Here is a 16,347-nt window from a genome sequence, read left to right as displayed (position 1 = left end):
AACACAGTAGTTAAGCTCATAAACGCCGAAAGTACTTGGCTGGAGACGGCCTGGGAGGATAGGAAGTCGCTGATTAATACCAAGAAAAGGTCTACCGAAGGGTAGACCTTTTTTGTGTTATATATAGGCCGTCTCCAATCAACTGAGTAGAAGTATATACGATTATTTAGAAACGGCAAAATATACAGCGAGGGGTAATAGGCAATCGCTGATTTTATTTTGACCAAAACAATAATACGATGATACTGTTGAATTGCGTATAATCATACATCAATAATTTTAAGTAAAATAGCGCTTTATATTATAAATATTCGTAAAGTTAATATATGTAACAAAAAATATAATAATAAAATTAATTGACATCTATATTTTATGAGCGTATGATTAAAATTAATAGAAATTATGCATTTTTTAAATATATTATTATACATTGGAAAATATATATGATGTATTAATAGAGTTAGGAGGATAATTTTTATACAAAATTTAATATGGTAATGTAGGTGCATATATTGCTTAATAGAGAAACAGGTGAAATACCTGTGCTATCCCGTAGCTGTAACGCGGAGAGACTCTTCATATCCACTGGGAAACTGGGAAGGGAAGACAATCGATGAAGCGGAGCCAGAAGAACTGCCTATATTAGAATGCCAAAAAATTCTGCGAGAGACGGAATGGTATAAGTACGTGTAGTTTTTTGACGCCATTCTAATGATTAGAATGGCGTTTTTTATTAGGGATTAATATAGGAGAGTAAAGGCATGAAATCATATCATCGTAGATTAAAACAATTAGTTTGTACAGCTCTAGTATTAGGCTGTGGAACTGTAGTAGTACAAGGTGAAACAGTAACAGTGAACAAATCGTTAACAGCAATACCAAGGAATATTAATGGTGCTACTGTTACTGAAAATCAAGGTATTACCACCATTGATTTCGGAAATAAAGATGTCATTGTTGATAGTGCTTTTATGGCAAATGTAGCAGGAAAGCCTAATGGCAATGGAAATTTAGTGCTTGTAGGGAAATCTTTTAAATTGGAAACGGATGCCACTCTATTAGGATATGGATTAGCAGCACCTACAGTTTCTTTAACAGATGGAGATACTATTACTGTTAACGGTAATATGGATATTATTCAACGGGGAGATCAATATGGAGCTGCAGGAATTGCGGCGACTCCATCAGGAGCAGGGGTTGGAAAAGCAACATCACTAACTATTAATGGGAATGTAACTATGAAAGACGGAGAAAATCCTGGGGTAACAGCGCAAATTAAAAGTGGTGGGGTTCCTAATTATATGGGGAGTCGTTGGGCACCAGTAGGGATTAATTTGGGGACTTCTCATGGTAGTGTCATGAACATCAATGGAAATGTAGATTTATATGTAGATGGTACTGGTGTTCAAACGGACCCATTTTACAAATCCCCAGGGATTGCTGATAAAGATTTGGCTATTATCAATATAAAAGGTGGGACTATCCGAACTCCAGAAACTCCTACATTTTCACATTATTCGTTAGCTTCCTATGGTGGAACTATTAATATGAATATGGAAAATGGTGTAGCAGGTCAGAATGATGTAACATTAGTTGGTAATGTTATAGCGGCTAAAGAACACAATGGTTCTGGAGGTGAATATTTCTATCGAGATGGCACGATTAATATCGGTTTAAATACGCCTAACTCAAGTTGGAAAGGTGTGGTTGATAATTTCGGCGGTGCTCATGCAGGTGATGTGAATCTATTTATTGGAAATGGGGCTACATGGACGCATGCTAATGCATCAAGACCAAATGGAATGGATAGTAATTCCATGCCTGCACCGAGTAATAGTCACTATGGTCAATATGACGGGATTTCGTATATTAACAGATTGGTAGGTAATAAGAGTCAAAAAGGTAGCATCATAATGAAAGATGTGGCACCAATCTATGTTAATACATACGAAGGTGCTGCAGATGTTATATATGAACACAAAAATGACGGATCATTAGCAACAGACTATGCAGCAGGTGATTTTGTAGTGCTTTCCGCTAAAGAAGACTCTTCTATTAATTTGATTACCGATAATAGTAATATTAATATGAAAAATGATACGACTGTAGCAAAAGCATTGAATGGTTTAGCAGGTAAATTGGTATATCCAGAATCGGTTAGCGGTATTCGTAATTTAGCAGGTACTGTTACCATTGCATCGGGATTGACTGCGTCATCGGCGTCTTTGAAAGTTGGTGATATCTCATATAATACTGATGAAGGTCGAGGTTATTATGTTGCACCATCAGTTAATCCACCAGTAAACCCACCAGTCAATCCTCCAGTAGAGCCGCCAGTGAATCCACCAGTTAACCCACCGGTGAATCCACCAGTTAACCCACCGGTGAATCCACCAGTTAATCCACCGGTAAAACCACCAGTAAACCCACCAGTAAAGCCTCCTGTTACACAAGGTTCTGTAGAGACACCAATTATGAAGGGGATTCGTTCTGCGATTACAGACTCTGCATTGCAATGGCGTCATAATATGTTGAGTCATAAGCATCTGTTTAAATGGAGAGACAGAAAAGAAACAGGATTCTGGGCGACGATCAGCGGTGGCAAGTCTGAGTATACGGGACATCAGATTACTATAGATAGTGATTATAAAACCTACCAATTAGGCTATGATACACAACTTAAGAATGGATGGGTAGCTGGGGTTGAAGTGACTCACCAACGAGGAAACTCAGATTATTTGTATGGTGGTAGTGGTGATATGAGATTAACTACGTTAGGGGCATATGCGACAAAAAGAATGAAAGATAATTCTTATGTAGCATTGGCTGTTAAAGGTGGTAAATTAAGAAATGACTTTACTGTGTTTAATGAAATTGGATGGGCTGCTACGGGCTCGTATAAAACGAATGCTTATGGTATTTCTGGGGAATATGGTAAACGATTTGTTTTTAATAAAACTTACGTAGAACCACAAGTGCAAGTTGTATTATCTCGTATAAGTGGAGATACTTTTGAGGCTAGAAGAGGTAATGATGTATTATCAGTTGATCAAGATACTTTCAATAGTATCGTAGGACGTTTAGGTGTTGAAGTAGGTTCTCATTTCAATAAAGGAACGGTATATGGGCGTCTTAATGTAAACCACGAATTTTCTGGGGAATTGCATGGTACCTATAGCGCTAAAGATGGCGGGGAAAAATCAACAACTGTTGATTTAGATGATACTTGGACAGATATTACAGTTGGTGCAAACTATGATGTTGGTGTCAATACAAATATATATGTAGAAGTGAGTAAAGGCCTTTCCGGGGACTATCAAAAAGATTGGGAGGCTAGCTTTGGTATTAAACACAAATTTTAAATAGCTATTATTGCATTGGATTTGGAAGGTTTTAAAACATATCCAATAGGATAGGTATTGATAGTTGCAATTATGTTGTCTCAGGAGGCAAATTATGAAAGGAAGAAGCACATATGTAGCAATATTGGCTATGTTAATGTTGACGACTACATCTTCTGTTGCATTGGCCGTAGATAGTGTAGTAGCTAGCAATGATAAGGGGCTTTCACAAGCACCTACAAATGAAGCATCTAGTGAAGTACATTCTATTGTCGTAACGGGAAGTAGAACTAAAGAAACGATTTACCATACTAATGCGGATATATCAGTAGTCACTAAGAAAGATATGGAAACGATGAATATGACTACTTTAGATGATGCATTGCGTACCGTTCCAGGGGTCCAATTTTTGGATTATGGCGGCACTGGTTTAAATGCAAATATTAGTGGCATTCGGATTAACGGTAGTAAAGATGTAGTAATTCTTGTCGATGGTGTACGTATGACAGACTTCCAAGGATCAGGGAGTTCTGGATATATTTATGCAGGACAAACTAACAATTTAGACAATATCGAACGCATAGAAGTATTGAGAGGTAGTGCGGGCGTACTCTATGGCAGTGGAGCCAAAGGCGGTGTTATCAATATTATTACAAAAACACCAAAAAGCTCAAAAGTCACTATTGATGTAGCTGGTGGTAGTTTCGATACTGAAAAATACCGATTTGCAGCAGAAGGGAAAGAAGGCAATTTAGGGTATAGGGCCTATTATACAAAAAGCTTGCAAGGTGATATCAAAGATGGGGATGGGGTAACGTGGAAAAGTCATAGTGATACGAAAAGCCAAGGATTACAAGTCGGGTATGATTTGTCTAAGAAAAATAAAATGACTTTCAACTATGATGAAATGAAGAGTAATTTCTCTGGTACAGATCCTATTTATATCAATAATTACAAAGGCTGGTATGAATCGAAATCATTTACTGTGAAAGACGAACATTATTTTAATGATAAATGGTCTAATCGATTTACATTCCGTCAAAATCATCAAAAATCACAGTACGCGCAATCGGCCAATGGAACTCCTTTATATACAACGAGCCCGAATGACTATACCTACACATTTTTGAGTGACCAAGTTACATTTGCTACGGATCGACATACATTAGTCTTTGGATTAGATTATGGAAGAGGTAAATCTGAACAAGAGTTATCAACTCGTATTAATAACCGAATAGTTCGAACAAAACCTAAAATGGAAAATTATTCGTGGTTTGTCCAAGAAGATTGGAAAGTGCTTCCTAATGTAACGCTTTCAGGGGGCTTGCGGTATGATGATCCTTCTGGTGGAACATATGGTGCTAATTTTGCATCGCACACGTCCAAAAGTTATGGATTGGCTTGGGATATAACTAAAAAAGATAAAATCCATATGGGACGTAGCGATTTTTATATTTTGCCAAGTATGACCCAATTGTATGATTCACGGTACGGCAATGCTTTATTGCGACCAGCTGAAGGTAGAACGACATCATTTGGTTATTCTCGCCAATTTAGTAAGGATTCTTTGTTTACATGGAATTATTTTAAAACAGAAGATGAATTGACCATTGGCTATGATGGTAATGGTCATTATCGAAATTATTCAGATGGTGTGGCTCGCGGATGGACAGCACAGTATATGACACAAATTGGTTCTAAATGGAATGCTCGAGTAGGTTGGTCTCATTTATATCAATATGCTTCTGGAGATACATTCTCACGTGGTTATTATCCAAAAGACTTAATTACCTTTAATGTGTATTATACGAATAAGAAATTGACTGCTGGTCTTGATGGGTTCTATTTTATTCGTCGCATGAATAGTGCGACACAACGTATGTTGGAGGCTACTGGTAGTGGATCTGGTTGGCCAAGTGATAAGTTTGCTGTATTTAATCTAAGTGTTAATTATTCACCAAACAAACAATATACTTTTTATGCTCGTGTAGATAATGTATTTGATAAATTGTGGGCAGAACATACAAATGTAATTTGGGGTGGTGCACCAGGAACTTGGTATTCTATGCCAGGACGAAGCTTTACAGTTGGTGTAAAAGGAACGTTTTAAGTAATTAATTCATTGCAATCGATAATTAGGGGATTAATATACTATGTGTATTAAATAGGTAAATTACTATGAAACAATCAGTTCGGATTAAATATTTAGTATTGGGAGCCTTAGCGTGTCAAATGGTATCTGCTGTATACGCAGCAGATGTAACGGAAGCGATTTCGACAAGGCAAACTTTGTCAGATCATACTAATGTGACAATCGCAGAGCCTAATGTAACATCTAGATCGCGCATGCTTGCAGCTTTGTATAGTAACTACGGTAGCTATGATGTGAGCAAGCAAAATCCAATGATTGTGAATGTGAATGACAAAGATTTACATCTTACTGTTAATGGTCCTCGTTCTAATGGTGGCATTGCTTCTGCTATGTATGTGGGTACAAATCAATATATTACGATTGATAATGTATCGAGTAATGGACTTCGATTAACGGCTACTAATTTAGATACGAGGGCGTCAAATGGGGTTTATGTTGATGGTAATGGACATTTAACAATCAATGATAATGTAATTATTGATAAAGCCGAAACTAAGGGTGATGCTGCAGCGGGGATTTCTATTATAGGTCAAGGTAGCGATGTTACCATTAATGGGGATTTGAATATTCGAAATATAGAAGGCATACGAGGGCGTGGTAACGGTATTAACGCTAGTGGTATTCGAGTAACCGGGGAAAAGTCTAGTGTTATCGTCAATGGTAATGTAGATATAGAAGGTGTGAAAGGTACAGCAATCCATAATGTAGGGGCTAATACGTATACATCGTTTCAAGGTGGACGCATTGTAACTGCTGAGGATTCAGATTTCACAAAAAAATATCATGCTATACGAGTTGATAGAGGTATAGTCGATATTAATATGAAAACTGATGATAAAGTCCCAGGAAATAGTAACGTTGATATTACAGGAGATATCATCGTTAACAAAGAAGAAGGGAAAGCTATTATAGAATACACTGGTGGTATGCTTAGAGACGTTAATAATAAAGGTATATTAAATTTGGCTCTTACCACAAAGGATTCTAAGTTAGATGGTCTTATCGGTTATGATATTGGAAAAAGAGATTTTGGATCTGGAGGTTATCAAGAAACTAAAATAGGAACTACAACATTGTATTTACAAAATGGAGCAACCTGGATCAATCGACAGCATACATCGGCAGGGGATAAATTTGAAGGTAGCTTCGTTGCCAATTTAGTCGGTGGTATATCGGATGCTTCGGCAGGCGTTATTGCACAAAAGGATGAAAGACCGATTCGGATTGGTAATATGGCTGGGCACTCCATATTAGTGTATGACCATGAGGGAGATGGGCAACATGCTAGTGATTATAAAGCAGGGAATGTTACTGTAGAGCGAGCTGTTAAAGGGGCGCAACTGACGTTATCTACATCAAGTCAAGGCATTGATCGGACCAAACCAGAGATTGTTACGGGTGCACTGAATACGCTAGCTAATAAATTGCTATATGAAGCATATCGTAATGGTGAGAGAAATTTAAATGGCCGTGTGCAATTGGCTTCAGGGTTAACAGCATCAACTATTGAAGCAGATGTAAAACCTATTACATTTACAGATGAGGGTGTAGGCACTTATGTGTATACTGAACCACCAGTGAAGCCTCCAGTAAATCCGCCGGTGGACCCACCGGTAACACCGCCAGTGACACCACCGGTAGATCCTCCGGTAACACCACCAGTAGACCCGCCAGTAACGCCACCAATAGATCCGCCAGTGACACCGCCGGTAGATCCACCAGTGACACCACCGGTAGACCCACCGGTAACACCGCCAGTAGATCCGCCGGTAACACCGCCAGTAACGCCGCCGGTAAATCCACCAGTGACACCACCAAGGGTGCTTTCTTATGAAACTCCAATTATGCAAGGTTTGAGGTCTAGTTTTACAACAGCTGCTCTAGCGTGGAGAAATGGTGCATTACATCAGCACAATCGGTTGTTTGAACTTAGAGATGGTGCTGAAACTGGGGTTTGGACGAGTACTCGTCATGGAAAATGGGATTATAATAACCATGGCCTTGACGTAGATATTACTAGCCATAGCTATACATTAGGATATGATGGCATTGTTGGCAAAGGTTGGCGTGCTGGAGCAGAGATCACTTATGATACAAGCAAAGGTGAATTCCTGTACGGCGGAACTTCTGATGTGAAATCAGTTAGTTTAGGCGCTTATGGCACTAAAAAAATGGGTAACGCTTATATTGATTTAGGTGCAAGCTTCGGGCGCCTTAGCAATGACATATCTGTATATAATGAAATTGGTGAAAGATTAACTGCTGACTATAAAACATATGGTTTTAGCGTATCAGGTCAATATGGCAAACGCTTTCATAAAGGATCATTTTATATTGAACCACAAGGTGAGTTAATCTATAGTCGATTAAATGATACTGAATTGACTGCTTATAGAGGTAGTGATGGTATGCGTATCGAACAGGATGCTATGAATAGTATGGTTGGTCGTCTTGGTATTGAAATTGGTAAAGTCAACAACAATAGTAGGATCTACAGTCGATTAAGTGTGCTTCATGAATTTGATGGTGAGGCTAGTACTACTTATAAGGCTCTAGATGGTGGTATGAAATCGACTAATGTTGATATCCAAGACACTTGGGCTAGTTTATTAGTAGGGGCTAACTATACGTTCCATGATAACTTTAATGTATATGTGGAAGGCTATACGGATATTGGTGGTTCTCATGGAAATGCAAGAGCTATTTCTCTAGGGCTAAAATATATGTTTTAATTGAACAATCATTCTCTTTAAAAGAATAATAATTCACTTAAAAGAACAAGCTAATACGAGTATAGGCTCGTATTAGCTCGTTCTTTTCTAAGTATCAATTATTTTATTAAAGGCGATTCTAATCTTGTTAGAGGACATACCCATAAGGGGTAGGGTTTATTGTAGTACACTTTATTTTATGTAATAATGAGATAGATTATAGAGTTTTTATACAATTTATGTTGGTAGAAAGTAAATAACGGAGGCTTTCATGGAGTATGCAATTCATTTATTCCATACAGGTGGAGTTGTTATGTATCCACTTGTAGTATTTATGGTAGTGGCGTGGACAATTATGGTTGAACGAGTTCGTACTTATAGAAAAATCGGTAGTGAAATTGAGATATTACAGGCTCATATAAAAAAAGCACAAGAATCTATGAGTTGGACCATTTTGGAAGCAGATCTAAAGGATGATACAACTGAATTAGGGCGAGTGGTAGAGCCTATTGTACAGTCTGTATATAACCTAGAAGGGTTAGAAAATCGATTGCATGACGTAGTGGCCTATATGGATCATCGTATGAAACGTGGGTTGAATTGGCTCAATATGATGGTTACGATGGCGCCTTTATTAGGATTATTAGGGACTGTAGTAGGTATGATTCAGTCTTTTGCAGCTGTAGGTGGTGAAATTGGGGCACCAACGGTGATTACTGGTGGCGTATCAGAAGCTTTAATTGCTACAGCTACAGGTTTGACTGTGGCTATCGTAGCACTGGCTTTTTATAGTTGGTGCTCTGATCAAGTGAATACTAGTATTGCTAAATTAGAACAACAATTAGGGGCGATATTAGATATCTATAATAGGAGTCATAGATAATGAAACGCAGTAATGTAGGCATACAAAAAGAACCCACTATCATGATTATCCCCATGATTGATATTGTATTTTTCTTACTCGTATTTTTTATGATGAGTACTTTATATATGAATACAGAGCAACAAATTCCACTGAATTTGCCAAAAGCTTCTTCGTCAACGGCTAAAACAATTGAGCCAGTAACGATTTCTCTAACAACGACACATAAAATGTATATTAATGAAAGAGAAATTGTACCTACGCAACTGGGGCAGGAAATCCAACAATTAGTTACGCAAGAACCGCAACAAGCTTTTGTTGTGCGTGCATCTGAAGATATAGCCTACAAGGAAGTTATCGACATATTGGATCACTTAAAAACGAATGGTGCTAAATTTGTTAGCGTTGCGACGGAACGGAAGTGATGCTATGATTCACAAACGGTATAGACTTCCTTTAGGCATTGCTATTGTTATTAATCTATGTGGTTGGGCTATAGTAGGTAATTGGGCACAATATTTACAAGACTTTCACAGTCAAGATAAAGAATTGGTAGTTACATTAGATATGAATCAATTCGAAGTATCTCAGCAACAAGTGGCGTCTCAAGCGCAAGAACAGCGCCATACACCAGGACGGGAGTCATCAACAGTACCTACTTCTAATACAGGTGGAAAGGCAGGAGCGACTCTACCTGATTTATCGGGTAAACCTATGCCGGGATTAAAAGATTTAAATCCTTATTTAGGTGGTAATGAAACGGCATCAGTTAATGTGAAAGGCAATACTGATGGTCCGTCAGGTATTCCTGGTTCGGGTAATGTACCTGGAGAAGGCGGCGGACCTCAAGGTAGTGGAGGCCTTGGCAATGAAGGTGATGGTTCTTCTGATGGTGCACCAGGCGCTGATTCACCTGGTGGCGGTTACTCTGATAGTTCTGGTTATATTGATCGGGTTGAAGCTAATAAAGTGATGCCACAACAAGCTATACGACGTGGTATTACTGGCACCGTATCGTTTTATGTCACCTTTGATGGTGCTGGTGATTTTGTATCTGCCTCAATGATTGGTAGCAGTGGTTCTAGTATTTTAGATAATGCCGCATTAAACTTGGTATCCAGCCAAGGTGGCATTGAGAATACGACTGGTGAACCTGTTACGATTACTATTAATGTTACTTATGATTTATATTGATAAAATGTGTAATAAAATGATAAAAAGAAATCAAACCTATATAGTAACAATTAGTCTTATCCTGACTCTCTTCATATGTGCTGTAGCGGCATTGCATTTGGGCACAATAACCATTCCTTTGACAGGTGGACTGCAAAGTATATTGCAGGGCTTGGGCTTGGCGGTATCTTTTACAGAGCCTATTAGTACGGATCAAGAATCGGTACTTTGGTTTATTCGTATGCCTCGCCTTATGGTGGGGTTATTAGTGGGCGCAGCCTTAGCAATATCGGGAGCTGTTATGCAAGGGGTATTTTCGAATCCCTTAGCTGATCCCGGAATTATGGGCGTTTCTGCAGGGGCCTCATTAGGAGCTGTTATTGCTATTGCTTTAGGGTTGACATCGTTGGGGGCTTTTTATATGCCAGTGCTAGCTTTTACAGGTGCACTCTTAGCTGTTACTGTGACTATTGTATTAACGTGGGATAATCGTCGATTAGATACGACTACTTTATTGCTGGCTGGAGTAGCTATTAGTATGCTATTAGGGGCGTTTTCATCTGGTATTTTGACGATGTTAAATGAGTATCGGTTGAAAGAATTCCTTTTTTGGATGGTTGGTGGCCTCGACTTTAGGCGTTGGGATCACGTAGCTGTTGCGGTAGGGCCTATTACTATAGGTAGTATCATACTCATTATGTTAGGGCGACATCTCAATGTACTTGCTTTAGGTGATACAGAAGCACGTGCTCTCGGTATGCCTGTTATGGTATATCGTATTGTATTTCTATTTCTCGCTTCTTTGGTTACGGCTACTGCTGTCTGTGTGAGTGGCTCCATTGGTTTTGTAGGGCTTGTAGTGCCGCATATTGTACGTTTATTGGTAGGACCTGATCATCGATTGTTGTTACCGTTATCCGCTATCGGAGGGGCTTTATTTTTAGTTTTTTGCGATACATTGGGGCGCATCATCGCACAACCTATTGAAATACGTGTAGGCATTATGACCGCCTTATTAGGGGCTCCTTATTTTCTATATTTATTACATCGGTTGCGACGACAGGGAGGTGCATGATGAAACTGGAGGTTCAGAATGTATCTGTTTCGTTAGGTCAGCGGCAGATTGTGAAAGAGGCTACTTTCAGCGTCAAAGCTGGTGAATTTGTGGGAATCATTGGGCCTAATGGTTCGGGTAAAACGACATTGTTGAAATCCTTGCGCAGGTTATATCCTGTTGAACAGGGCAGCATTGCGTGGGATAGTATGGATATTAACCAGATGTCAGAACATGACCTAGCTCGTCGTGTTGCGTATATGCAACAGTCCGTAAACATTGCTTTTGGGTACAAAGCAGAAGATATTGTTATGATGGCACGGTATCCTTATTTGAAGTGGTGGGAGCAAGAGCGAAAAGAGGATAAAGCGATTGTAGAAGAGGCTATGAAATCCGTTGGCGTGTGGCATTTGCGGGATCGATCTATGCAAGCTTTAAGCGGTGGTGAACGGCAGCGTGTATTCTTAGCAAAAGCCTTAGCACAGCAAACGGATGCATTGCTTCTTGATGAACCGACAGCAGCACTTGATTTAGTATATGCAGACGATATTTTCTATGAAAGCCGTAGATTATGCGATAAAGGGAAAACAATAGGTATCGTCGTTCATGACTTAGAATTAGCTGCCAAATATTGTACGACATTAATATTGATGTCTGATGGTCATATAGTATCTACTGGCAGTCCTAAGGATGTATTGACTGCAGAACATTTGCATCAGGCGTTCCATCTTAATGCAGCAGTCTATGAGGATCCGTATTTTAAACAGCAACGTATTTATATATTTCCGAGAAATATGGTAGACGATTTAGTACATAATTGTGTTGATACAGTACATAGTTGCGTTGATGTGTACAATAAATCATGCAGTAACGCTCATTATGATAAGGAAGAGGATTTGGTATGAACCTTAGGTGGATAATATTAGCAATTATTACCGTATTAGTTATCAGTGGTTGTGGTCCAGCACAAGATAGAACTACAGTGCGTCAGCCTGTTACTGTCACTGATGCTACAGGTGCGACTGTTACTATACCAGAGCAACCAAGTCGTATTGTTCCTGTTGGGGTTAGTACAGAGGATATTGTATTATCTTTAATAGCACCCGAGCGAGTAGTTGCATTAGGTCAATTCCCTAATAATGTACCTGACCGTTCAAAGGGGATTACACAGCATATACGCTTTACTACGGAATCAATGTTAGGCGTACAACCTGATTTAGTCATTGCTCCTGACTGGGTGCCGTTAGAACAAGTGGAAGAAATGCGGAATATTAATATTCCTGTATATGTGTATACGACACCAAAAACTGTGGAAGAAGCAAAGGAAACGATTAGTCATATAGCCAATTTACTAAACGCATCTGATGCGGCTTTACAAGAATCTATGGCTACAGACTTAGCACGCGTAGAATCTATTGTGAAAGCCCATAATCAGGGACCATCTCCTATCGTTGTGTTATACACACGGTTTGGTATTAATGGTGGTACAGGCTCTACTTTCGATGATATGAGCCATTATATGAAAGTAATAAATGGTGCTGCTACTATTGGTCTAGGTCCCATTGATAATGGAACGAGAGAAGACTTAATACGTATCAATCCAGATGTGATTATTATTCCTTCTGATGATTATAGTAATGAACAAGATGCAGAAGTCAATATTAATGAATTGCTTTCAGATCCTGCATTACAAGGCATTAAAGCGATACAGAATCATCGTATTTACACGGTGAAAGCATCTCGATTGATGAGTTATTCACAGTTTATGACGAAGGGGATATTAGATATGACAGAGCAGATATATCCATAGGTTTGAAACGATATAGTAAGAGCTATCATAGTGAGTCTTTTACTATATATTGTATTAATGAGTCTTTTAAAATACGTTGTATTAATAGATAGGTTTAGGATTTATTTTATAGAGTATTCTTTTGGAGGTTATCATGAAACGGAGCAAGCAAAAATTAGCTGCTTATGTAGCGATGATTTTAATGACTGGGTGTATCTGTGTTGTTACAGATGTACAAGGTGCAGAGCCAGAAAGAAACAATGTCACTCATAATGTAGTAGTTACAGCTACGAGAAGTGAGCAAGAGCTTTCAAAAGTACCTGCTAGTGTAGCAGTCGTTAGTGGTGATGAAGTACGTGAGCGTCATGCTGTAGATATGAATGAAGCATTGCGCATTGTTCCTGGCGTAGATATTAATACCTATGGTGGCGGTGCGGGGTATACAAATTCCAATGTATTCCGTATTAATGGTTCTAACCAAGTATTATATATGGTCGACGGTATCAATATGAATGCAGCTGGGGTTAATCCGCCAATGTCAATCCTCAGAAATATGGAAAGTATTGAGCGTATTGAAGTATTGCGTGGTGCCGCATCTGCTCTATACGGATCTGGCGCAGTAGGTGGGGTTGTGAATGTTATTACTGCTAAGCCCGAAGAAGGTGTCAAAACGAAAGCCCGTATTATGGGTGGGAGTTATGGGTTAGAACAGTATGCATTGATGAATGAAGGTCGCCAAGATAATTGGTACTGGCGCGTAGGCTACGAAAAAGATATTATTGATGATTACAAAGATGCTCATCATACAAGTATCCCGCAACATAGTAATAACCATAGTGCGTCCTTTATGATTGGTAATGAAATTGATGATAATAATGAAATTCGCATTACCTATGATACCTACCGCGGTGATGTTATGTATTCTAACTACTTAGGAAGTTTAAATACTCGTCGTTATGGAAACGAGAAAAATGATTCCCTTCGGGCTGTGTGGAACAATAAAATCAGTGACAAATGGAGCCATCAATTATATGGCGTGAACAATCACTATGAAACGACCTATGATGGATATACGACAGATGTGAAAACGAGAGCTATTGGTGATCAAGTGACATTCAAAGCCAAAGAACATACGGTAGTAGGTGGCTTTGATTGGCGTCAAGATAAAGTTCTTAGCATGAATGGCGTAAAATTAACGAATACATCATATTATGTACAAGATGAATGGCGCTTTGCTCCTAAATGGACGGTAACGCCAGGTATTCGTATTGACCATCATTCTGCTTTTGGTACGCATACATCGCCACATATTTCTCTTGGCTATGATGTGAATGATCGCACCAATATTTATGTGTCTTATAATGAATATTTCTTGGCGCCAACGCCATATCAATTATTTGATGGTTATAATGGCAACCGTAATTTGGACCCTGAAACAGGCCGGGAGTGGGATTTGGGCGTACATCATAAGTTTGGTCGTACATGGAATGCAAACCTTAACTTCTTTACGCGTCGTACAAAAGATAAAATTGGTTGGGTTATGACAGATCCTATCAATTTTGTAGGACAATATCAAAACTTTGATACAGAACGAGCCCATGGTTTCTCTGCGGATGTGCGTAAGCAATTGACTCGTCATCTATCGGCTCGTCTTGGCTATACCTATACACATGTAGCGGATACGCCGACTCGCCGTGCTAATGTTGATGGATATATTCCTAAACATGCTATCAATGCAGGGCTTGATTATAACGATGCTAAATGGGATGCTCATTTAGATATTCGTGGTAATATTGATAGACCGGGCAGAGCTGATGGAGCTTTCCCTCGATCTACCTATTGGATTACTGATATTAGCGCTAATTACCGAGTGAACGATTCGGTGACTGTATTTGGTCGAGTGAATAATGTATTTAATACATTCTATGCAGAACAATCTAATACGCGTTATGGCAATCCTGGTGAATGGTGGACTGGACAAGGACGGAACTTTAGAGTCGGTATGGAAGTGAGCTTCTAATTTCTCGTTCTAGAGATTATGGTGTATTAGTATTTTCCATAGACATATAAAAGAGGCTAGTTAATCATTATGATTAACTAGCCTCTTTGTTGCAGTTATTTATGTAAGTTAAATCAAATCCTGTATCTACATTAAATCTTCTTCTCTACCAAATTTCCCATTTTGAAATTCCCCAAATGCAAGTAATACGTCAGTAGCATTGTTCATTACAAATGGGCCTTTTTTTACGATTGGTTCATGAATTGGTTCGCCGCTAAGCACGAAGATTTCAAGTCCATCTTCACTGGCATCGATATCGAATTGCTCGTGATCGTTGTTCATAATGGCGAATTGGCCTTTAGTGATCGTGTTTTCACCATTAATGGTGCCAGAGCCGTTGATTACGAGGAAACCAGTGTTCCAGTTTGCTTGTTCCCGAATGGATACGTAGCTACCTGGTTCGATGGTGAGTTTGTAAATATTCATAGGTGTATAGCTTTTACCAGGGCCTGCAACATTTCTGAAAGTACCTGTATATACGATAGCCTTAACAGTTTCGTCTAACGATGTATATTGACCCATACTTTTAGCAGGAATATGTTGGTAATGTGGGTCATCATTTTTGTTGGCAGCTGGCAAGTTCACCCATAATTGGATGGCGTGTAACATACGGCCTTTTTTAGACCATTCTTTTTCGTGATATTCTCTGTGAAGAACTCCTTTGCCAGCAGTCATCCACTGTACGTCACCAGAGTGCATAACGCCATGGTTACCAGCAGTATCTTTATGCTCTAAAGAACCAGAGAAAGAGAAGGTAACAGTTTCAAAGCCTTTGTGAGGATGAGGAGCTACGCCTTTTTCAAAAGGGGAGCCTTCAAAGTAATACGGTTCGTTATAATCTAATAAGAGGAATGGAGACATACGTGTTAATAATGGATTTGTATCACCATTTGGTAAATATTGACGAACACGGAATCCAGAACCAACCCAATGGGTATCTTCTGGCTCTATAATTTGTTCAATAGAACGTTTTTGCACCATAGCTGTTTCGTTAACTACAGCATTTACATTTTCCATATTGTGTATAGTGTTCATGTTATTCACGGAGTATCACCTCTTACAAAATAATTCCTATAATCATGTATATAATAAAAGAATAACATTGAGAGAACTATGAATTAGTTTATTATATATGAGTAACCATTCATACTTCTTACCATTATTATATCGAATATTTTCTATTTGTCAAATATTTGTTCGACTTTT

Annotated in this window: 11 protein-coding genes and 1 riboswitch; of the genes, 10 read left to right on the top strand and 1 reads right to left on the bottom strand. The window is 38.8% G+C overall.

Annotated features, from left to right (window positions below):
- Positions 1-484: 484 nt before the first annotated feature.
- A riboswitch (cobalamin riboswitch) is annotated at positions 485-655 on the top strand.
- A 106-nt stretch (positions 656-761) separates the two neighbouring features.
- The 10 genes from NFR29_RS03865 (at position 762) to NFR29_RS03820 (ending at position 15,102) form a co-directional block, all read left to right on the top strand.
- Entirely contained in the window at positions 762-3,362 is a 2,601-nt protein-coding gene (locus NFR29_RS03865; protein ID WP_251423516.1) for an autotransporter family protein, read from the top strand.
- A 94-nt stretch (positions 3,363-3,456) separates the two neighbouring features.
- Positions 3,457-5,451 carry a TonB-dependent receptor plug domain-containing protein gene (locus NFR29_RS03860; protein ID WP_251423513.1) on the top strand — a complete coding sequence of 665 codons (1,995 nt, stop codon included), beginning with the start codon at positions 3,457-3,459 and terminating at the stop codon, positions 5,449-5,451.
- A 68-nt stretch (positions 5,452-5,519) separates the two neighbouring features.
- Positions 5,520-8,225, top strand: coding sequence for an autotransporter family protein (locus tag NFR29_RS03855; RefSeq protein WP_251423510.1), 2,706 nt, complete (start codon positions 5,520-5,522; stop codon positions 8,223-8,225).
- A gap of 250 nt (positions 8,226-8,475) precedes the next feature.
- A complete protein-coding gene (locus tag NFR29_RS03850; RefSeq protein WP_251423507.1) occupies positions 8,476-9,087 on the top strand; it encodes a MotA/TolQ/ExbB proton channel family protein in 612 nt (203 codons plus the stop codon).
- Positions 9,087-9,491 carry an ExbD/TolR family protein gene (locus tag NFR29_RS03845; protein WP_251423504.1) on the top strand — a complete coding sequence of 135 codons (405 nt, stop codon included), beginning with the start codon at positions 9,087-9,089 and terminating at the stop codon, positions 9,489-9,491. Before NFR29_RS03850 ends, NFR29_RS03845 begins: the two co-directional genes overlap by 1 nt.
- Before the next feature lie 4 nt (positions 9,492-9,495).
- Positions 9,496-10,260 (top strand): TonB family protein, encoded by a 765-nt coding sequence (locus NFR29_RS03840; protein ID WP_251423501.1) that lies wholly within the window; start codon positions 9,496-9,498, stop codon positions 10,258-10,260.
- The gene (locus NFR29_RS03835) at positions 10,247-11,314 is read left to right on the top strand and encodes a FecCD family ABC transporter permease (protein ID WP_338146899.1); all 1,068 of its coding nucleotides are present in this window, start codon (positions 10,247-10,249) and stop codon (positions 11,312-11,314) included. The genes NFR29_RS03840 and NFR29_RS03835 overlap by 14 nt, the downstream gene beginning before the upstream one ends.
- Complete coding sequence (locus NFR29_RS03830) at positions 11,314-12,198, top strand: ABC transporter ATP-binding protein (RefSeq protein ID WP_251423528.1); 885 nt, start codon at positions 11,314-11,316, stop codon at positions 12,196-12,198. Before NFR29_RS03835 ends, NFR29_RS03830 begins: the two co-directional genes overlap by 1 nt.
- A complete protein-coding gene (locus NFR29_RS03825; RefSeq protein ID WP_251423495.1) occupies positions 12,195-13,103 on the top strand; it encodes an ABC transporter substrate-binding protein in 909 nt (302 codons plus the stop codon). Before NFR29_RS03830 ends, NFR29_RS03825 begins: the two co-directional genes overlap by 4 nt.
- 133 nt (positions 13,104-13,236) lie before the next feature.
- Positions 13,237-15,102, top strand: a complete 1,866-nt coding sequence (locus NFR29_RS03820; protein WP_251423492.1) for a TonB-dependent receptor plug domain-containing protein — start codon at positions 13,237-13,239, stop codon at positions 15,100-15,102.
- A 126-nt stretch (positions 15,103-15,228) separates the two neighbouring features.
- Here NFR29_RS03820 and NFR29_RS03815 read toward each other — a convergent pair whose 3' ends face one another.
- The gene (locus tag NFR29_RS03815) at positions 15,229-16,176 is read right to left on the bottom strand and encodes a pirin family protein (RefSeq protein WP_251423489.1); all 948 of its coding nucleotides are present in this window, start codon (positions 16,174-16,176) and stop codon (positions 15,229-15,231) included.
- Positions 16,177-16,347: the final 171 nt, after the last annotated feature.

The organism is Veillonella agrestimuris (assembly GCF_943193065.1).
Lineage (GTDB): Bacteria > Bacillota > Negativicutes > Veillonellales > Veillonellaceae > Veillonella > Veillonella agrestimuris.
This window is presented reverse-complemented; position numbering and strand designations above follow the sequence as displayed.